This is a genomic window from Blochmannia endosymbiont of Camponotus sp., assembly GCF_023586365.1.
GTDB lineage: Bacteria > Pseudomonadota > Gammaproteobacteria > Enterobacterales > Enterobacteriaceae > Blochmanniella.
Genome location: NZ_CP097759.1, coordinates 12,900 through 34,044 on the forward strand (window position 1 = coordinate 12,900; position 21,145 = coordinate 34,044).

The 21,145-nt window shown below is 30.7% G+C and carries 14 protein-coding genes and 4 tRNA genes; 9 read left to right on the top strand and 9 right to left on the bottom strand.

Going from position 1 to position 21,145, the window contains the following annotated elements; all coding sequences use genetic code 11:
* Positions 1-120: 120 nt before the first annotated feature.
* The 3 genes from ptsI to cysK form a co-directional block, all read right to left on the bottom strand.
* Positions 121-1,854 carry a phosphoenolpyruvate-protein phosphotransferase PtsI gene (ptsI, locus tag M9407_RS00060; protein ID WP_250231856.1) on the bottom strand — a complete coding sequence of 578 codons (1,734 nt, stop codon included), beginning with the start codon at positions 1,852-1,854 and terminating at the stop codon, positions 121-123.
* Positions 1,855-1,918: 64 nt separating this feature from the next.
* A complete protein-coding gene (locus tag M9407_RS00065; RefSeq protein WP_250237111.1) occupies positions 1,919-2,176 on the bottom strand; it encodes an HPr family phosphocarrier protein in 258 nt (85 codons plus the stop codon).
* 389 nt (positions 2,177-2,565) lie between these two features.
* Entirely contained in the window at positions 2,566-3,513 is a 948-nt protein-coding gene (gene cysK / locus M9407_RS00070) for a cysteine synthase A (protein WP_250237113.1), read from the bottom strand.
* Positions 3,514-3,886: 373 nt separating this feature from the next.
* Here cysK and ligA point away from each other — a divergent pair, with 373 nt between their 5' ends.
* Entirely contained in the window at positions 3,887-5,674 is a 1,788-nt protein-coding gene (gene ligA / locus M9407_RS00075; protein ID WP_250237115.1) for an NAD-dependent DNA ligase LigA, read from the top strand.
* Positions 5,675-5,948: 274 nt separating this feature from the next.
* Here ligA and M9407_RS00080 read toward each other — a convergent pair.
* Both M9407_RS00080 and M9407_RS00085 read right to left on the bottom strand, forming a co-directional pair.
* A tRNA-Lys gene (locus M9407_RS00080) sits at positions 5,949-6,021 on the bottom strand.
* A 24-nt stretch (positions 6,022-6,045) separates the two neighbouring features.
* Positions 6,046-6,119 (bottom strand) — tRNA-Val (locus M9407_RS00085).
* A 161-nt stretch (positions 6,120-6,280) separates the two neighbouring features.
* On the opposite strand from M9407_RS00085, the gene gltX reads away from it, so the two are divergent.
* Positions 6,281-7,687 carry a glutamate--tRNA ligase gene (gltX, locus tag M9407_RS00090; protein WP_250237117.1) on the top strand — a complete coding sequence of 469 codons (1,407 nt, stop codon included), beginning with the start codon at positions 6,281-6,283 and terminating at the stop codon, positions 7,685-7,687.
* Between the two features lie 176 nt (positions 7,688-7,863).
* A tRNA-Ala gene (locus tag M9407_RS00095) sits at positions 7,864-7,936 on the top strand.
* Positions 7,937-8,145: 209 nt separating this feature from the next.
* On the opposite strand, the gene M9407_RS00100 is transcribed toward M9407_RS00095, so the two are convergent.
* Complete coding sequence (locus tag M9407_RS00100) at positions 8,146-9,333, bottom strand: NupC/NupG family nucleoside CNT transporter (RefSeq protein WP_250237119.1); 1,188 nt, start codon at positions 9,331-9,333, stop codon at positions 8,146-8,148.
* Between the two features lie 335 nt (positions 9,334-9,668).
* On the opposite strand from M9407_RS00100, the gene M9407_RS00105 reads away from it, so the two are divergent.
* The gene (locus M9407_RS00105; protein ID WP_250237121.1) at positions 9,669-10,904 is read left to right on the top strand and encodes an Nramp family divalent metal transporter; all 1,236 of its coding nucleotides are present in this window, start codon (positions 9,669-9,671) and stop codon (positions 10,902-10,904) included.
* Between the two features lie 403 nt (positions 10,905-11,307).
* On the opposite strand, the gene M9407_RS00110 is transcribed toward M9407_RS00105, so the two are convergent.
* The 3 genes from M9407_RS00110 to prmB all read right to left on the bottom strand — a co-directional run bounded on the left by M9407_RS00110 (position 11,308) and on the right by prmB (position 13,697).
* Positions 11,308-11,379, bottom strand: a tRNA-Arg gene (locus tag M9407_RS00110).
* 314 nt (positions 11,380-11,693) lie between these two features.
* The gene (aroC, locus tag M9407_RS00115) at positions 11,694-12,758 is read right to left on the bottom strand and encodes a chorismate synthase (RefSeq protein ID WP_250237123.1); all 1,065 of its coding nucleotides are present in this window, start codon (positions 12,756-12,758) and stop codon (positions 11,694-11,696) included.
* Between the two features lie 24 nt (positions 12,759-12,782).
* Complete coding sequence (prmB, locus tag M9407_RS00120) at positions 12,783-13,697, bottom strand: 50S ribosomal protein L3 N(5)-glutamine methyltransferase (RefSeq protein ID WP_250237125.1); 915 nt, start codon at positions 13,695-13,697, stop codon at positions 12,783-12,785.
* 813 nt (positions 13,698-14,510) lie between these two features.
* Here prmB and fabB point away from each other — a divergent pair.
* The 5 genes from fabB (at position 14,511) to folC (ending at position 20,909) form a co-directional block, all read left to right on the top strand.
* Positions 14,511-15,725, top strand: coding sequence for a beta-ketoacyl-ACP synthase I (fabB, locus tag M9407_RS00125; RefSeq protein WP_250231865.1), 1,215 nt, complete (start codon positions 14,511-14,513; stop codon positions 15,723-15,725).
* 220 nt (positions 15,726-15,945) lie between these two features.
* Entirely contained in the window at positions 15,946-17,070 is a 1,125-nt protein-coding gene (locus tag M9407_RS00130; RefSeq protein WP_250237127.1) for a 4-phosphoerythronate dehydrogenase, read from the top strand.
* A gap of 495 nt (positions 17,071-17,565) precedes the next feature.
* Positions 17,566-18,354, top strand: a complete 789-nt coding sequence (truA, locus tag M9407_RS00135) for a tRNA pseudouridine(38-40) synthase TruA (protein ID WP_250237129.1) — start codon at positions 17,566-17,568, stop codon at positions 18,352-18,354.
* Between the two features lie 331 nt (positions 18,355-18,685).
* A complete protein-coding gene (gene accD / locus M9407_RS00140) occupies positions 18,686-19,570 on the top strand; it encodes an acetyl-CoA carboxylase, carboxyltransferase subunit beta (RefSeq protein ID WP_250237131.1) in 885 nt (294 codons plus the stop codon).
* A gap of 67 nt (positions 19,571-19,637) precedes the next feature.
* Positions 19,638-20,909 carry a bifunctional tetrahydrofolate synthase/dihydrofolate synthase gene (gene folC, locus M9407_RS00145; RefSeq protein ID WP_250237133.1) on the top strand — a complete coding sequence of 424 codons (1,272 nt, stop codon included), beginning with the start codon at positions 19,638-19,640 and terminating at the stop codon, positions 20,907-20,909.
* Positions 20,910-21,145: the final 236 nt, after the last annotated feature.

Below are 21,145 nucleotides of genomic sequence, written 5' to 3' on the forward strand. Positions count from 1 at the left end.
GGACTAGGTTTTTATTTTTTTAATGAACTATATGATGATTTATTTATAAAATTATAAAATAATTTTTATTGTTAAATTATATTTTTATAAACATGATGATATTGTGATAAAAAAATAGTTTTATAATTTTTGTGTATTATTTGATACATGTGTATGCGTAAGTAAATGCATTAATGATTCTGTGGTTGAATAATTCAATGCTTTTTGCGCCAGTTTTTTCGCATCGTGATAATGTGCGTTACGGATTATGTTTTTTATGTGTGGAATAGATATGGAGCTCATGCTAAATTCATCTAATCCCATACCCAGTAATAGTAGAGTAGTGCGTTCATCTCCTGCCATTTCTCCGCACATAGCTGTCCATTTTCCTACAGCATGTGACGCTTCAATTACTTTTTTAATTAATATTAAAATAGACGGGGATATGGGATTATATAGATGAGATATTAATTTGTTGCCGCGATCTACTGCAAGTGTATATTGAGTTAAATCGTTAGTTCCAATACTGAAGAAATCTACTTCTTTAACTAAATGATGAGCAATAATTGCAGAAGCAGGAGTTTCGATCATGACACCTACTTTAATATTTTCGTCAAATTTTTTCCCTTCTTTACGTAATTGTGTTTTTAAAAAATTTAATTCTGTATTTAAAGTTTTTACTTCTTCTACTGAAATAATCATAGGATACATTATGCGCAATTTACCAAAAAAGGAAGCTCGTAATATAGCGCGTAATTGAGTATGTAATATATCTTTTCTATCTAACATAATGCGAATTGCGCGCCATCCAAGAAATGGATTTTCTTCGTTTGGGAGGTGCATGTAAGGCAAACTTTTATCCCCTCCAATATCCATAATACGTATGATTACAGCTTCGTTAATCATGGATTCAGCTGCATTTTTATAAGCTTTAAATTGTTCTTCTTCTGTGGGAAATGAATTACGATTCATAAATAAAAATTCAGTTCTATATAATCCTATTCCTTCAGCTCCGTTTTTTTTAGCTCTAACTATATCGTGTATCGTACCGATATTAGCGCATATTCGTACTCGACGTCCGTCGAGAGTAATAGCTGGGAGATTCTTTAATTTAGTTAGTTCATATTTTTCAGAAACATATTTCTTTTTTAATGTATTTATATTTTTAATGATGTTTGGGGTTGGATTGATGTAGATTTTATTATTTAAAGCGTCGAGTATTATCCAATCTCCATTGGATACTTTTTTTGTAATTGTACCAGTTCCTACGATGGCTGGTAACTCTAAAGAACGCGCCATAATAGAGGTGTGTGAAGTTTTCCCTCCGGAATCAGTAATAAATCCCAAAACTTTTTTTAAATTTAATTGTGCAGTTTCTGATGGACTCAGATCTACCGCAATAATGATCACTTCTTCAGTAATAGCATTTAAGTCAATAATTGGAATTCCTAGAATGTTTTTTAATAAACGATTTCCAATATCTCGTACATCAGTAGCACGTTCTTTTAAATATTCGTCCTCTAGTTGTTCTAAAGCTTTTGCTTGGGTTTCAATTACTGAATGTACAGCAGCATCAGCGCTGAATAATTCTTCTTTAATAAGAGTAATAATGTCTTGTTCAAGTTCTTCATCTTCTAGCAATATAATATGGCCTTCAAATATGGCTTCTTTTTTAGAATCTAATTGTTTTTTTACTTTATTTTTAATTTCTTTTAATTGCTTGGAAGTTTCAGCGCGTCCAGAAAGAAATCGATTGATTTCTTGTTCAATAGTACCAATATTGATTTTTTCTAAATTGATGAGGATTTTTTTTTCTTGTAATAGCAACGCTTTTCCGAAGGCGATGCCAGGTGATACTGAAATTCCTGAAATCATAATTCTACCTTCATTAGAGTTATAAATAGTATAATTATCCGAATATTGATTGATTATATTGTATTTATTTAAGTTCAGTAATAAATTTGATTAAATGTTGTACTGCTTGTTCTGCGTCAGTGCCATCGGCAGAAATGACAACTACAGATCCTTTGCTTAAACCTAATGTTTGTAGTTTAAATAAACTTTTAGCGCTTGCTTTTTTTCCGTTAGAGATTACTGTAATTTCAGAATTAAATTTTTTTGCTGCTTTTACAAATTGAGTAGCTGGACGGGTATGTAAGCCATTGGAAGCAGTGATTATAGTTTCTTTTTGATACATTTTTATCTCCATTTAATTTGACAATATGGTGAGAATATTATTCTCATGTAAATGTACTAAAATTAAATATTTTTTATTGATGAAACATAGACGAATGAAACAGTCATATGTATAAATAATCTATTAATTTTTGTTTCTTTTTCATGTATATCACATTCAAAATAGAATATGTACTAAAGATATTTTTTCATTAGATCTCCTGATTTTTTTAATGTCTTAAAAAGATAGTATTCTATTTACATAATGTAATTAATTCAATATTTTTATAAATTCTGCAATAAATAAAATATATAAATTGTTTGTATCTATGTAAAAATAAATATAGAAAACACCTTATATGAATGTTTTCTATTTTTTTTGAATGTTGATAGAAAATAAAAATTTATTTTTTATAACTTTGAAAACAATACAGTACTCAAATATCGTTCACCAGATGATGGAAGTATAACTACTATATTTTTATCAGCATAGGCTTTGTTTTTTTGTAGTTGTACCGCTGCTGCTAATGCGGCGCCTGAAGAAATTCCAGCTAAAATTCCTTCTTTTTCCATTAAATGTTTAGCGTAGCTAATAGCTGCGTCTATGCTTACTGTTTCTACATGATCAATTAAAGTTAAGTCGAGATTTTTTGGAATAAAACCAGCGCCAATACCTTGTATTTTATGTGGTGCTGGTTTTATGTTTTGCCCAGATAATGTCTGGGTAATGATTGGAGATTCTTCTGGTTCTACTGCCACGATAATAATTTTTTTATTTTTTTTTGTATGTTTGAAAAATCGCCCAACTCCAGTGATAGTACCTCCTGTACCAACACCAGCTACAAATACATCTATTTGTCCACCCGAGTCATTCCAAATTTCCGGTCCTGTGGTTTTTTCATGAATTTCTGGATTTGCAGGATTGCTAAATTGTTGCAATAATAAATAATGTTTAGGATCATCAGCAACAATTTCTTCTGCTTTAGCAATAGCTCCTTTCATTCCATCATATCCTTTTGTTAATATAATTTCGGCTCCTAGAGCTTTAATTAATTTAAGACGTTCAACGCTCATGGTTTCCGGCATGGTTAGAGTTAATTTGTAATGTCGCGCGGCCGCTACGTAAGCTAGAGCAATTCCAGTATTACCACTCGTTGCTTCTATAAGTCTCGTATCTAATTTTAATAAGTTTCTTTTTTCTGCATCCCAAATCATATTAGCTCCAATGCGACATTTAACACTAAAGCTAGGATTTCTAGATTCAATTTTAACAGTGATATGACCATTTCCAATATTATTAAGACGGACTAATGGAGTATGACCAATAGTATAAGAATTATCTTGATAAATTTTATACATATTTAATATTCCTCAAGTGTTATGCAACACTACAATGATGGGTTTGTGATATAGAATATCTTTTAAATATAGTTTGGATCAAATAAAAATATAAGTTTTTTTGATTCTGATGTAAATATTAGAATGAAATTAACTATCATGCATTAATTATAGACGTATATTCAATATTTAATAATATTGATGTTATCTGTTGATATAAATAATTTATAAAAAAATTAACTTGGTATTGTTGATATTTAAACAGTGATTACATAAAACAACTGTATGTTTGAAGATATTTTTATCATAAAATATTAAATCATATGTAAATGAAAATAATGATTTTAAATATGAATTAATTATCGCAACCCAATATAATTGGGATATCTATATTATGAAATTTGCTAAACAAAAAATACAAAAATTAAGAAAAAAATTGCGTTATTGGGAATATTTATACTATACAAAAAATGAATCTGCAGTATCTGATGAAAAGTATGATGCGACGTTAGCAAAATTAAGTCATTTAGAACAAATTTACCCGCATTTGATTGCAGAAAGTTCTCCTACCCAACGTATAGGAGGTGTGTCTCAATATAATTTTAAAAAAATATACCATAAGGTGCCAATGCTATCTTTAAATAGTATCGTTGCATCGTTTCAATTATTGTCATTTGATAAACGCATACAAATTAAACTTCATGCAAATCATATGATGTCATATTGTTGTGAATTAAAAATAGATGGGGTGGCAGTTAGTTTATTGTATAAGAAGGGGAAATTAATTTATGCGGCAACTCGAGGAGATGGTAAAATTGGGGAGGATGTTACTGAAAATATAAGCACTATTCGCGCAGTACCCATGTATTTAAAAATTGATGTTGATAAATATGGTAACTTACCATATTTATTAGAAATCAGAGGAGAAGTATTTATATCTAAATTATGTTTTTTACAATTGAACAAAATAACGATACAACAAGGTAACAAACCTTTTTCTAATGCGAGAAATGCTGCTTCTGGTTCGTTGCGTCAGTTAGATCCTAGTGTTACAGCCACACGCCCATTAAGTTTTTGTTGTTATGGTATTAGTAATTATTGTGGAGAAAATGAATTGCCAGATAGTCATTGGGAACGATTACAATTATGCAAAAATTGGGGTTTACCAATTAATAATTATATTCGTGTAATTAGCGGAGTTGATAAAGTATTGGAATATTATTCTTATATAAAAACAATACGATCCAATTTGGAATTTAACATTGATGGAATAGTTATTAAGGTAAATAGTTGCGCATATCAAAATAAATTAGGTTGTGGATCTAGGGCGCCTCATTGGGCTATTGCTTATAAATTTCCTTCGGAAACAAGTTCTACTAAAGTGAATAATGTAATTTTCCAAGTTGGACGAACAGGTATTATTACCCCAATAGCTTATTTAGAGCCTATTGTAATTTCTGATGTTACAATTAGCAAAGTAAACATGCATAACATCAATGAAGTTAAAAGGCTTGGATTAATGATTGGGGATACAGTTCGTATACAAAGATCTGGCGACGTAATTCCTAAAATTGTAGAAGTAATTTTATCAGAACGCACCGATCATGTAAAAATTGTAGAATTACCACGATTTTGTCCGGTATGTGGGTCTCGTGTTAAAACGTGGCACAATCAATCAGTATTGCGCTGCACGGCTGGATTAGCATGTCTTGCTCAACGCAAGGCAACACTTGAGCATTTTGTTTCTAGAAAAGCAATGAATATTTATGGAATGGGAAATAGAATGATTGATCAATTAGTTGATCAAGGTTTAATATTTACTTCATCTGATGTTTTTCGTTTAAATAAAAATAAGTTACTTTGTTTAGAGGGATTGGGTTTAGAAAGTATTGAGCGTTTATTAAGGTCCATCGAGGATTCCAAAAACATTACTTTGGCTCGTTTTATATATGCACTAGGTATTTATGGTGTAGGCGAAACAGTAGCTAGTAATTTAGCTATTGCATATAAAAGCATAGAAAATTTGCGCGCCGCTGATTTGCAATCATTATCAAATTTGAAATATGTAGGGCCAATTATAGCTAATAACATATATCATTTTTTCAGAAATCCAGATAATTTAAAAAATATTCAAGATTTAATTGATCCGGCTATTGGTATTCAGTTAAATGTTATTACATGAAAATGAGGAATTTAAAAGATTAAAAATTATTGGGTATGTTAGAATGAGAGCTGTGTGTATTAGGAAATATCCATGGATTAATAATCAAAAGGGTGCGCATTTAAATTGAGAGGTGAATACATGTTAATCGTTCTAAGAGAGTTTTTATTGTTTGCATCTGTTTTTAAATACATTTATTTAAAAACAGAGTGCTTTGGTTCAGAGGTAGTGGGTACTGGGATGATTATTCAGTAATTGACTAAATTATATTAGTGTGATTAAAAATAAACATTTTTGGGTCGTGCAGGATTCGAACCTGCGACCAATTGATTAAAAGTCAACTGCTCTACCAACTGAGCTAACGACCCCAATTAAAATTTGGAACAATAAAATAGGTGATGGCGGACTCGAACCGCCGACCCTCTCCTTGTAAGGGAGATGCTCTGCCAAACTGAGCTAATCACCTTTTCTGTTGAATTGAATTATATGGATTCATTGATACGAGTCAATGGGTTTTTATAAAAATAGAGATTTTTAATTGTATTTTATTAATGTGAAATCAAATTTCATTTTGTATTGACTTAAATGCAAATTTAATGATTATCTACAGTCAGGTACTTAATTTTTATGAATATTAAAACTCGATTCGCACCTAGTCCTACAGGTTCCATACATATTGGAAATATTCGTACTGCTTTATATTCTTGGTTGTTTGCTCGAAAGCAAGGCGGTAAATTTTTATTACGTATAGAAGATTCTGACTCGCAACGCTCTATAGATGATACGGTTGAGCTGATTGTTGCGGGGATGAATTGGCTTAGTTTAAATTGGGATGAAGGCCCTTATTTTCAAACGGATAGGTTTAGTCGTTATAATAGTATAATAAGTTATATGATTCAACATGATATGGCTTATAAGTGTTTCTGTTCATCAGAAAGGTTAGAATCGTTGCGATCAAATCAAATAAAAAACGGAGAAAAACCGAAATATGATGGCTACTGTCGTTTTAGGTCTACAGCTATACATAATTCTTGTATTAGTTCTCATGTGGTACGTTTTTGTAATCCTCAGGAAGGCGTAGTAATATTTCATGATCAAGTCAGAGGCACAATTAAATTTAATAATAAAGAATTAGATGATCTAATTATTCGTCGCGCCGATGGGTCTCCAACATATAATTTTTGTGTTGTAATAGACGATATGGATATGCAAATTACTCACATCATACGAGGTGAAGAACACATTAATAATACTCCACGTCAGATTAATATTTTAAAAGCATTGCAAGCTCCAATACCAACGTATGCTCATGTGTCAATGATATTAGATAATAATTTAAAAAAACTATCAAAACGCTGTGGAACATTAGGTATTATGCAATATCGTAATGATGGGTTTCTCCCTGAAGCAATACTTAATTATTTGGTAAGATTAGGATGGTCGCATGGAGATCAAGAAATTTTTAGCATTGAAGAAATGACAAAATATTTTGATTTGAGCAGAATTAGTAAATCTCCTAGCATTTTAAATTTTGAAAAATTACTTTGGTTGAATCATTATTATATTAATCATTTACCAATAGACTATGTAGCTTCACATTTATCATGGCATATGCATCAACAAAAAATTAATATACAAAATGGTCCAAAATTAACTGATATAATAAAATTATTTGCAAAACGTTCACGTACATTAAAAGAAATTGCAAATAATTGTCTATATTTTTATATAGATTTTGATTTATTCGATAATAAGGTAGCTAAGGATTATTTAAAACCTGTTGCGATAACGCCATTAAAATTTTTAAGAAAAAAATTTAGCAATGTAGTTGATTGGACGCCAGAGATTATTAAATCGATAATTATAGAAACTGTCAATAAATTTAATACCAGCATAGATAAAATAGGTATGCCACTTCGTGTAGCATTAACTGGAACAGATTGCTCTCCAACGCTCAGTATCACCATACATGCAATTGGTCAGTCTCGTGTATTAGAGCGCATTGATCAGGCTGTACGCTATATTTCAATATAGTATTAGGTAGAAACACAAAAAAACCTGCTGTTCGTATGCTGGCTTTTAATTATCATATTAAGTTGTATTGTATGTAATATAGCGTTTTAATAGTTATTATTATTCACAAAAGTGTAAAAATGTCACCGAGGATTATGATTGTATAAAACAGAGAAACAGAGGAGATTTATAACGGCGGGGCTATAGCTCAACTGGGAGAGTGCTTGCATGGCATGCAAGAGGTTGGCGGTTCGATCCCGCTTAGCTCCATTTCTTTTTTTTATATTATTATATATGATTTTTTAATTACATAATATTAATGTATGCGTATTTGTGTTTTATTTTTTGTGTTACGCGATTGTATTTTGATTGTATTAATAAAAAATTGTTTGCTTTATGCAATTTAGATTATTAGCACCTTCCATCTCTAAATAATATCAAAATATCTTGATGTATCATTTAATTGTTAGTAATAATCATTATATAAGTAAACCGACTACTGAGGCAGACAGCATATTGATAAGTGTGGAGCTATATATTAGTTTAAATCCGTATCGTGAAATCATATTACCTTGTGTTTCATTAAGCCCTCTAATAGCACCTGCAATAATACCAATAGACGAGAAGTTAGAAAATGAAACCAAGAAAACTGATGCTATTCCTACAGTTTGAGGTGATAAATCACTAGAAATGGTTTGTAAGTTTATAATTGCAATAAATTCATTAGAAATTAATTTAGTTGCCATGATACTGCTGACTGGTAGTATTTCATCAATAGGTATACCTATAATCCAAGCGCAAGGAAAAAAAATATATCCTAAAATTTCTTGTAAAGATGTATTAAATAATATTTTAAATGTTAAATTAAGAGCGGAAATAAGAGCAATAAACCCTATCAACATTGCAGCAACAGTAACAGCTATTTTGAATCCAATTAAAATATATTCTCCTATAATTTCAAAAATATTTTGGTTCTTGATATAGAAGTCGGTGATGTCTAGATCTCTTTCTTTGTCTACTACATAAGGATTAAGTAATGATAATATAATAAAAGCACTAAACATATTTAATATTAATGCCGCTACAACATATTTTGGAGCTAGCATGGTCATATAGGCGCCAATTATGGAGAGAGACACTGTAGACATGGCAGTTGCTGCCATAGTATACATTCGGGGTGCAGGTATTTTTCCTATAATATTTTTATATACTATAAAATTTTCAGATTGCCCTAAGATCAATGAACTGACGGCATTAAAAGATTCTAATTTTCCCATACCATTAATTTTTGATAAAATGGTTCCAAGTATTCGAATAAAAAATATTAGTATATTAGTATATTGTAAAATACCAATTAGCGCGGAAATAAAAATTATTGGACAAAGTATATTTAAGAAAAAAGTAGCTAATCCTTGTGCGTGCATTCCTCCAAAGACAAAGTTTGTCCCTTCTGATGCAAAAATTAACAGTGTATTGAACAAAGCACATAATTTTTGTATAAAATTTGACCCTAATTGGGAATGTAAAATAAAATATCCAAATAGAATTTCTATTATTAATACTTGAAAAATAAAGCGTACACGAATGTTTTTTGGATTACTACTGGCAATTAGTGACAGAATTACTATTGCAGTAAATCCTAAGATAAAATGAAAAATGCGAGACACAATCTTTACTCCATCAATATTTATAGAAATTGTTTGCATTATTCTATATAAAACATAAATTAAATAAAGTTAGTTGTAGACCTTATAATTCAATGAAAACTCTATTGGTACATTATAGAATCGTAGTTACTAAAAGATAATTAATGGATTTTAAAAAATATAATTTAAAAAAGTTAGCCTATGCTATACTTGTTTATATTCTAAAACGTAACCATCTATAGTGAATTAGATCTTCAAATTCGATCGTTAATCATATATACCCATTATAGTACAATAATTTTTATTTAAGTATATAAAATAAGCTCGAATAAGACGATTCTATGAGGATTGTTAGTATGCTAAATGAGCGAAATTCAGTAGCGGAACGTCGTTCTACAAGAAAAATCAAATTCGCGTTACTTGGTCCTGCTTTTATCGCTGCTATTGGATATATCGATCCTGGAAATTTTGCAACTAATATACAAGCCGGAGCTACTTTTGGTTATCAGTTGCTGTGGGTTGTGGTATGGGCAAATATAATGGCTATGCTAATTCAATTACTTTCTGCAAAATTAGGTATTGCTACTGGTAAGAATTTGGCAGAACATATTCGAGATCAATTTCCAAGATCAGTAGTATGGATGTATTGGATTCAAGCTGAAATTATTGCTATGGCTACAGACTTAGCAGAATTTATTGGAGCTGCTATTGGATTTAAAATATTGCTCGGTATATCTTTATTACAAGGCGCGTTATTAACGGGATTGATGACTTTTTTAATTTTAACTTTACAAAGATATGGAAAGAAACCATTAGAATTTGTTGTGGGAGGTTTGTTATTTTTTGTTGCAATTGCTTATGTTATTGAACTTTTTTATTCAAAACCTAAGTTTATTATGTTAGGTATGAGTATGTTACTTCCAATACTTCCAAATAAAGAAGCAGTATTTTTGTCAGCAGGAGTGTTAGGTGCTACAATTATGCCGCATGTTATTTATTTACATTCTTCTCTTACTCAAGATGGTGGTATAACTGCAAGTAGATCGGAGCGATATTCTTCTACAAAATTGGATGTCGCAATCGCAATGACTATTGCTGGCTTTGTAAATTTATCTATGATGGCTACTGCAGCGGCGGTGTTTCATTATGGCGGATATACTGGTATTTCCAATTTAGATGAAGCTTATTTAACATTGTCTCCTTTGTTAAATCATACTGCTGCTATAGTTTTCGGTTTAAGTTTAACAGCAGCTGGATTATCTTCAACAGTAGTAGGTACTTTGGCGGGTCAAGTAGTCATGCAAGGCTTTGTTCGTTTTCATATTCCTTTGTTGTTACGCCGTGTTATTACCATGTTGCCGTCATTTATAGTTATTTCTTTTGGAATTGATTCCACACGTATCTTAATAATGAGTCAAGTGTTACTTAGTTTTGGAATTGCACTTGCGTTAATACCATTGTTAGTATTCACTGGAGATGTTAAACTAATGAATGAATTGGTGAATTCTTTATGGATTAAATTAGTTGGTTGGTTAATAACAATAGTAGTAATAATTTTGAATATATATTTATTAATTGGCATTATTATTTGATAAGTCAATAAATTAATGTAAGTTGATTGTTTTAAAAATTTTCTGTTTACCGCGTAGCGGTTCATTATGTGTGTTGTTGTGATTATTAAAAATTCGTTTTAATTTAATTAAATAAAACGCTTTATAGATTTATATGTAAGGGTAAAATATTAGTTATAAACTGTTTGTCTTTATTTTATAGAAATATGTAATTATTAATTGTTTATCTTTATGTGTTTATCACGTAAATATATCTTACAATCGTATATATCCTATTTAATAGGAAGTTATGGTATGGAAAATATCTATTTTAAAGTTGTAAATTTAATAAAAAAGACCATATTCGATACTGTGTTATACACTTATTTGAGTGTATTTAATGATCGATAATAATATGATTGTATTATGATTATATATAACTGTATGTCTTCGACAGGAATCGAACCTGCAATTAGCCTTTAGGAGAGGCTCGTTATGTCCTTTTAACTACGAAGACTTATTGTCATATCACACATATATTCATTAAAAATTATTATTACATTCTATATAGATCCATATAGGTTATTTGTGCGTTTTTTTGGATACCCAAAAAATAGATGTCTTTATATATAAAGACAGATACATATTGTATAGAATTGTTTTGAAATATAAAATGTATTAAAAATGATTTTATTGCTTTAGCATACATAACGTTATATCTGTCTATGACTCTATTTTGGGTGAATGTTTGTAAAGTTATTGTGCGTGGTGTTTAGCAAACATACATGTATTTATTTTTTAGTTTGATCCTATATTGAGTTTGGATTCTTATTATATTTTTTCACATTGTGCGCGTTGTCTAAGTAGATGATCCATTATAACAATAGCCACCATAGCCTCTGCTATGGGTACTACTCTAATTCCTATGCAAGGATCATGTCGTCCTATAGTAACTACGTGTGTTTCTTCATTTTCGCATGTAATGGTTTTTCCTGGTATTGTTATGCTTGAGGTTGGTTTAATGGCTATATGCATGATTATTGGTTGGCCATTGCTAATTCCTCCTAATATTCCTCCAGCATTGTTGCTGTCAAATCCATCTAATGTCATTTCGTCTCGATGTTCGCTACCACGTTTAGTAATAACCGAAAATCCGTCCCCAATTTCTACGCCTTTTACTGCGTTAATACTCATCAATGCATGAGCTAAATCAGCATCAAGTCGATCGAATACAGGTTCACCTAAACCAATTGGTATATTTTCTGCTATTACTGTTATTTTTGCGCCAATAGAGTCTCCAGATTTTTGTAAATTATTTATTAATGTATCTAATGCAGTTAATTGTTCAACATCAGGGCAAAAGAATGGATTGTTATTGATTTGCTGCCAATCTTTTAAATTACAATGAATATTGCCCATTTGTGCTAAGAATCCACGAATTTTTATCTTTTTTCTATTAAATAAATATTTTTTAGCAACAGCTCCTGCTGCGACTCGTACTGCTGTTTCACGTGCTGAAGAACGTCCTCCGCCACGGTAATCTCTAAAACCATATTTTTTTTCATAAGTATAATCAGCATGTCCAGGTCGGTATAGATTTTTTATGTTTTCGTAATCTTGAGGTCGATGATCAGTATTTTTAATGATTAATCCTATACTAGTGCCCGTTGTTTTTCCATTAAAAACACCAGATAAAATTTCTACCGTATCTAATTCTGATCGCTGACTAGTATAACGAGAAGAACCCGGACGTCTACGATCTAGATCGTGCTGTAGATCGTTTTCTGTCAAAGGAAGGTTTGGGGGTACTCCGTCAATAATACCACCTAATGCAGATCCATGTGATTCTCCAAATGTTGTAACTCTAAAAAATTGCCCAATACTATTCCCAGCCATTATTAAAATTTCCTTAATTGTTGATTATTCAGTGTTGTTAAAAGATAATAATTGTTTATAAGTTAACATAAATACACCTTCTCCTCCGTTAGAAAGATGCAACCAACGAAATGGTATATTTGGATAACGCTCTATTAATGCCATTTTAGTACTACCTACTTCGCATATTAAAATTCCATTTATATTTAAATGATCTATAACCTTCATTAATATTTTTTGAATTATCTTTAATCCATCATTATCTGCAGATAATGATATCATAGGTTCATAATGAAATTCTTTTGGTAATTTATATATATCTGAATTCTTTACATAAGGAGGGTTAGTTATGATTAGATCGTATTTTAATTGTGGTAAATTGCTAAATAAATCGGAATGGATAGGGAAAACACGATGTTCTAAATTATATAATTTTATATTGTGTTCAGCTACTGTTAATGCATCTATAGAAATATCTACTGCATCTACTTCGGATTTTGGGTAAATTATAGCAATTGCAACAGCAATACATCCACTGCCGGTGCCTATGTCAAGAATACGATATGGGTAATGGGGTAACAGATCATTAAAACATGATGTAATTAACTCTCCAATTGGAGAACGAGGAATAAATACTCGTTTATCTACATAAAATTTTAAACCACAAAACCATGCTTGATAAGTTAAGTAAGGGACTGGTATGCGTTTATTGATGCGATAGTTAACTAGTTTGATTATCTTAGAGCGCTCTCTCGAGGTTAAACGAGCTTGGTATATTTGGGTTGGAATATTTATAGGTAAATATAAACTAGGTAGTATTAAATGTAATGTTTCGTCCCAAAAATTACTAGTACCATGTCCATAAAAAATTGGGTTGGCATTAAATTGACTGCCACTCCAACGTAATATGTCTAATATAGTATGAATTTCTGTCAGTGTTTCTTTAGTTGCATTCTTCATAAATTGTAATTCCTGTGATTATATTCATATATAAATCTTGTAAAGTTATTGTATTTGAGAGTGTAATTTGTTTCATTAAGACAATTAAAGTACTATATTTTTATAATTTATGCGTAGATATGTATATATAGTAATATTGGTGTTATAGCTAGCTTAATAAATGTAAATATGAGAATGGTTACCGTGTAATTATGTGTATAAGCGATGTTTATTGACCGAATGTATATAAATTTGACATATGATTTTGTACTTTGTTGTAGTTATATGTTGATTTTAATTTATTAAATTTACTAATTTATGCATATTCAATTCAATTGCATTGAATATGCTGTGTAATCAATACAACGTTTTGGTTTAAAATCAGTACCGGTTATAAATATATGTTTATGTTTTTAGTGAACTATAATTGTTGTATTTATATTTTTCATAAATGTGTTACGATTTTTGTTTTGTGAGATGTAGTGTTATTTATTTTGAAATAGTATGCTTTGATGATTAAATCGTATTATATATGAATTATATTAGTATGTAATTGATACTGTCATATATCATGATGGTATCAATAACCATTAAATCGTAAAATAATGCAGTTTTTGTATGTTAGATCATGATTTAAGGAGATATATATCTGAAGATCAGTAGAATATTCTTTTACAATATTTATATAAGTAATAATTTGGTCTTTAAATTTATTGAGTTATTTCTTATGTTAATAATTTTTACCGTACAATTCAACATTTTAGATGGATATGTTTAAGGTTTAGTGCGATTTTGATATTACAAAACATTATTATCATGAGGTATATTAAAAAAATGAAACGCGCTGTTATCACTGGTTTAGGGATTATATCAAGTATTGGAAATAATCAGAATGAAGTTTTGGTTGCTTTAAAAAGTGGTAAATCTGGAGTCACTTTTTCTCAAGAATTAGAAGAATCTGGCATGCGTAGTCATGTTTGGGGTAATATTAAACTTAATACATCAGGATTAATTGATCGCAAGATTGCTCGTTTTATGAGTGATGCATCTATTTATACTTATTTATCTATGGAACAGGCCATAATAGATTCTGGATTATCTGCAGGTATGGTTTCTAATGATCAAACAGGATTGATTGTCGGATCTGGAGGGGGATCTCCACGTAATCAAGTTTCTGGATCTAATGGAATGCGTTTGCGTGGTTTGAGAGGAGTGGGCCCTTATATGGTAACTAAATCTATGGCTTCAGGCGTATCAGCATGCTTGGCTACTTCTTTTAAAATTCGCGGGGTCAGTTATTCTATCAGCTCTGCTTGTTCTACATCTACACATTGTATTGGAAATGCGGTTGAATTAGTTCAATCAGGAAAGCAATCTATTATTTTTGCTGGAGGCGGAGAAGAATTATGCTGGGAAATGGCTTGTGAATTTGATGCTATGGGTGCATTATCCACGAAGTATAACATGACACCAGAGAAAGCGTCTCGTCCTTATGACATTAATCGAGATGGATTCGTAATTGCGGGAGGCGGAGGGATAGTTGTAATAGAAGAGTTAACGCATGCTTTAAGTCGTGGGGCATATATTTATGCAGAAATTGTTGGGTATGGAGCTACGTCTGATGGATGTGACATGGTTGCTCCTTCTGGAGAAGGAGCAATTCGATGTATGAAAATGGCATTAAGAGATGTTAGCGGTTCAATAGATTATCTTAATGTACACGGTACATCCACTCAAATAGGTGATATTAAAGAGATTTGGGCTATTCGTGAGATTTTTGGTGATCAACATCCTTCTTTTTCTTCTACTAAGTCAATGACCGGTCATTCATTAGGTGCCGCTGGAGTTCATGAAACTATTTTTACTTTATTAATGTTAAAACATAATTTTATCGCTCCAAGTATTAATATTGATCATTTAGATCCATATATGAAAAATATGAGAATTATTGTTAATAATCCTGTTTATCGTAAATTGAAAACAGCCATGACTAATAGTTTTGGGTTCGGAGGAACAAATGCTACATTGATTATGAGTAAATATTCCTAAATGTTTTGTCAATATTTTGGTTATATAGGGTTTAGTGTCATATATGTATTTTATACATATAAAATACATATATGATTGTAATCATGTATATTCAGAGACATTGAGGTTTAAATTTATATTATATTTATGTGATCAGCTATGACGAAATCATGCAAGCGCGGTGAATAGTTATTATAATTATTTTAATCTTTATATATAGTAATTTGTTTGGAGGATTAATTTGAGAATTTTGGCTGATAAAAATATACCACATATTTATAAATTATTTGGTTTACATAACACAGTGACAATGTGTGAAGGACGTGTTATCTCTGATAAAGATGTAAGAAATATAGATATTTTGATAGTACGTTCAGTGACAAAAGTCAATAAATTATTATTAGATAATAGTTCTGTAAAATTTGTGGGTACTGCAACTGCTGGAGTTGATCATATTGATCAAAATTATTTAAAAAAATATGGAATTAATTTCGTTGACGCCCCCGGAAACAATGCTGTAGCAGTAGTAGAATATGTTTTTTCAGCATTACTTTGGTTGGCGCAGCGCGGTAGATTCTTTTTACGCGATAAAATTGTTGGAATTGTTGGGGTAGGACATATTGGTAGTTTATTGAATAAGAGATTACGTAACTTTGGTATACATACTTTGTTGTGCGATCCGCCATTAGAAAAAATAAACTCAAGTAAACCTTGGAAGTCTTTTGAAACATTAGTTGCTGAAGCAGATATTTTAACTTTTCACACTCCTTTAATTTATTACGGAGATTATCCTACATGGCATATGGTTGATATTGATGTCTTAGAGGCGTTGCCTTCTAATCGTGTTTTAATTAATACTTGCCGAGGTTCTGTAATAGATAATAATGCCTTACTAAAAGTTTTAGAAAACGGTAAAAAATTGAATGTGGTATTGGATGTATGGGAAACAGAACCAGAATTATCTTTACCTTTGTTATCTTATGTGGATATAGGAACGCCTCACATTGCTGGATACTCTACTGAAAGCAAAACACGCAGTATTGTACAAATATATAATGCATACTGTAATTTTTTTAATATTTTTAATGTAGTTAATTTATCTGTGTTAAATCCTTCTGTGATTCATTATTTAAAAGTGCAGCAAGAAATAGATGAAATGCTGTTATATAAATTGGTTAAATTTGTGTATAACATACAATATGATGACATTATGTTAAGGCGATTTGCTGCTATATCAGGAGGATTTGACAAGATTCGTAAACACTATTTAGCTCGTAGAGAGTGGTCTGCATTATGCGTAGAAACATACATAGATTCTAATAATGAAATATTAACTAAGTTAGGTTTTAATGTATGTTGTGTATAAATATATATATATATATATATATATTGTATTATGTCCATGTTTACTAGTTGAAAACTAGTAATGCATATTGGGTGGGTTATGAGTTATTTTTTAGGGTAAAGAATTTATATACAAGTATTTTTAAGGATATTGTCTATATGTATTGAAAAAGTGTTTTACATGCAACGTATTGTATTCTGAGTTAGGTATATCTACTTTTATGTAGACTCGATGAGTCCTCATCTTTTTTTGTTGATAAGAATGAGATGCGATATATTGATTTTTCATGAGTAATCATTATGCACTGATTTTACGATATTTTTTATCTTGAAGATATAGATTATGAGGCATTGTGTTTTGTGGTTTCATCGTTATTGAATTTAATTAGATTGTGTTGTGTGTGTATGTATTGTGTTTTGTTAATATAAAATATCAATTATGTATTTTTATATTTAATTAGAATTTGTGTAAACAGTATTAATCTCATATAGATTCATCATCTGAATAAAAATTGTAATGTATGCAAAATTAGCTTTAGGCATTGAATACGATGGGTCTTGGTACTGCGGTTGGCAAAGACAAAGAGATGCGCCAAGTATCCAGAGTTATATAGAAAACGCTGTAAAAAAAATAACAGATGAGTCAGTAACGGTATTTTGCGCGGGGCGAACCGATTCTGGAGTACACGCTTTGGGACAGGTTGTTCATTTTGAAACTTATTCTCGGCGTTCAAAATCGGCTTGGACATTGGGTATGAATCGTTATTTGCCGTCCAGTATTTGTGTACGTTGGGCTAGACTAGTAAATAAAGACTTTCATGCTCGTTTTAGCGCTATTTCTCGCCGTTATTGTTATATAATCAATAATAGTTGTATACGATCTGCTTTGTTATTTAGAAAAACTTGGCATTATAAAAAATATTTAGATATCAATAGAATGTGTGATGCTGCTCAGTATTTATTAGGAGAAAATGATTTTTCTTCGTTTCGTGCCGCAGGGTGTCAGTCATATTCAGCGCGGAGAAAATTGTATCACATACGTATCATACGTAAAGGTCAATGTATTGTGATAGATGTTAAAGCTAATTCTTTTATGTATCATATGGTACGAAATATTGTAGGTAGTCTAGTTAAAGTCGGTTGTGGGGAGCAGCCAGAAACATGGATTGCAGAGTTGTTAAAAAATTGCAATAGATCACTAGCTGGTGTAACAGCTCCAGCTAATGGTTTATATTTGGTGGAAGTTAAATATCCTTCATATTTTTCTATCCCTTCTTCTTTCATAGAAGAACTGTGGTACACATAAATATTTTACAGTTTGTATATTTTTGTGAATATATGTTATTAATAAGAAATAAACTACATATTTATAATGATTTTTATAAGATGTCTTCATGCGATTGAATTACTTTTATAATATTTCGTAGAATATGTCTATGAAAATAATTATATATATATATATATATCATGTATTCGACATACTATACTACCCTCAATGAGGCGGTGGTTTTATTGATCTATATTTTATAATGTGTTTATTTTTTATAAATAATTTTTGAATATGGAATGATTAATATTTACAGCATATGAGTATATGTTAAGTATGTTGAATTTCATTAAAAATTTAAAGGTTAAAAATGAGTTGGATTGAACGAATTTTTAATAAAAGCGCCATTATACCTACCCGAAAAATAAATATTCCAGAAGGGATATGGACTAAATGTGATAATTGTGGCCAATTATTATATAAAAAAGAGTTAGAACGTAATTTAGAAGTATGCCCTAAATGCGATCATCACATGAGAATCGCAGCAAGGGTACGTTTATTTTCTTTTTTAGATCAAGGAAGTACATCTGAATTAGGAAGTGAATTTGAACCTAAAGATATTTTAAAGTTTAGAGATTCCAAAAGATATAAAGATCGTTTAATTTCGGCTCAAAAAATAACAAAAGAAAAAGATGCATTAATAGTTATGCAGGGTACTTTATATGGTATGAAGATTATTGCTGCTTCTTTTGAATTCGCTTTTATTGGTGGATCGATGTCTTCTGTAGTGGGAGCTCGTTTTGTGCATGCAGTAAATCAAGCCTTAAAAATTAGGTGTCCGTTAGTTTGTTTTACTGCAAGTGGTGGTGCTCGTATGCAAGAAGCCCTTATGTCTTTAATGCAAATGGCAAGGACTAGTGCTGCGTTAGCTAATTTACATAATCGATGTTTACCATATATTTCTGTTTTAACTAATCCTACTATGGGAGGAGTATCCGCTAGCTTAGCCATGTTAGGAGATCTGAATATTGCTGAGCCAAAAGCACTTATAGGATTTGCTGGGCCTAGGATTATTGAGCAAACAGTTCGAGAAAAATTACCGTTAGGATTTCAACGTAGTGAATTTTTGTTGGAAAAAGGATCCATTGATCTAATTGTGCGTAGACCAGATTTACGATTTAAAGTAGCAGGGTTATTAGCCAAGTTAACTCAACAACCAATACCAAAAGTTGATTACAGACATTGTGTTAAATAGATACTTATATTTTTATTAATTTATATCCATTGTAAAAATACTACAATAATTAAAATTGTTGTAAAATATGAATAAAATTTTTCGTACTCCTACCCCGCAATCATCTCTGGGAAAATGGCTGCATTATATTGAATCTTTAAGTCATGTATTAATTGATTTAAATCTTGATAGGGTACGAAAAATAGCTACTGATCTTGACTTAATACATCCTGCAGAGTATGTTATACTAGTTGGAGGTACAAATGGTAAGGGTACTACATGTTGTTTATTAGAGACTATATTATTAAATAATAATAATACGGTTGGTTTATATACTTCTCCTCATCTACTTTCTTACAATGAACGGATTCGAATTTGTGGAAAAGAGCTTCCAGATAGTACGCATATCGAAGCATTATCTGTTATAGAGTCCGCACGTCATCAAATTGCACTAACTTATTTTGAATTTGTTACTTTGTCTGCTTTATATATATTTAAGCGAGCTAAATTAGATTTAGTTATTCTTGAAGTTGGATTAGGTGGTAGATTAGACGCTACAAATGTTGTCAACCCTGATATTTCTGTAATTACTAATATTGCAATAGATCATACTGATTTTTTAGGTATAAACCGTGATATGATTGCACAGGAAAAATCAGGTATTTTTCGTTTTAATAAACCAGCAGTAATTGGTGACAGTTGTTTTCCAATGGTTGCACTCAAAATGGCACAATATTGCGGAGCAATATTGTTTGTGCGTGGGCGCGATTGGAATTTTCGTGTTTATGGAAATAAGTGGATTTGGTGGGCGCGCTCTAATTATTATAGATTATTATATGATTTACCGTTACCTATAATCCCAATAGAAAATGCCGCTACAGCATTAAGTGTATTATATTGGTTGCCTTTTTTGGTCGATAAAACAGCAATAAGCCATGGGTTGCAAGTAGCTACGTTGCCAGGACGTTTTCAAATAGTTACTCGTAGACCGCTTGTAATATTAGATGTAGGGCATAATCCTCATGCTGCTAATTATTTAACTAAACGATTAGCTGTTATTCTTTTAAGAAGGACAGGTAAAGTGAGAATGGTCATAGGAATGTTAAAAAATAAGGACATTCAAGGGACTATATGTTGTTTAAGTTATTTAGTCGACGTCTGGTATTGTTCTGATTTAAATGTTCCTTTTTCTGCGAGTTCTATAGAACTATCTGATTGTTTGCTGAATTACAATGTTCAGAGATTTAGTAATATATTAGATGCTTGGAATCAAGCTGTGTTAGATGCATCATTTGATGATTGCATTTTAGTATTTGGATCCTTTCATACTGTCAGTCCAATTATGAGAAATATAATGTAATAGTTATGAATTTATATTTTTGGTGTATATGTATATGCTGATCAGTGCTAGGAAGTGATGGTCTTGGGTGTTCTTGTCAGTAAGTAGTTTTATATTAATTATTTAATACTAATATAAGTAGAAAATAGAGAATTAAAAACTAATGATTTTAGGTCGTCAGATATTTTAGTTGTATATAAATTGTATGTGTCAGAAGATTGGTAGTAAATTAATTAATGAAATAAATTTAGAGAAAT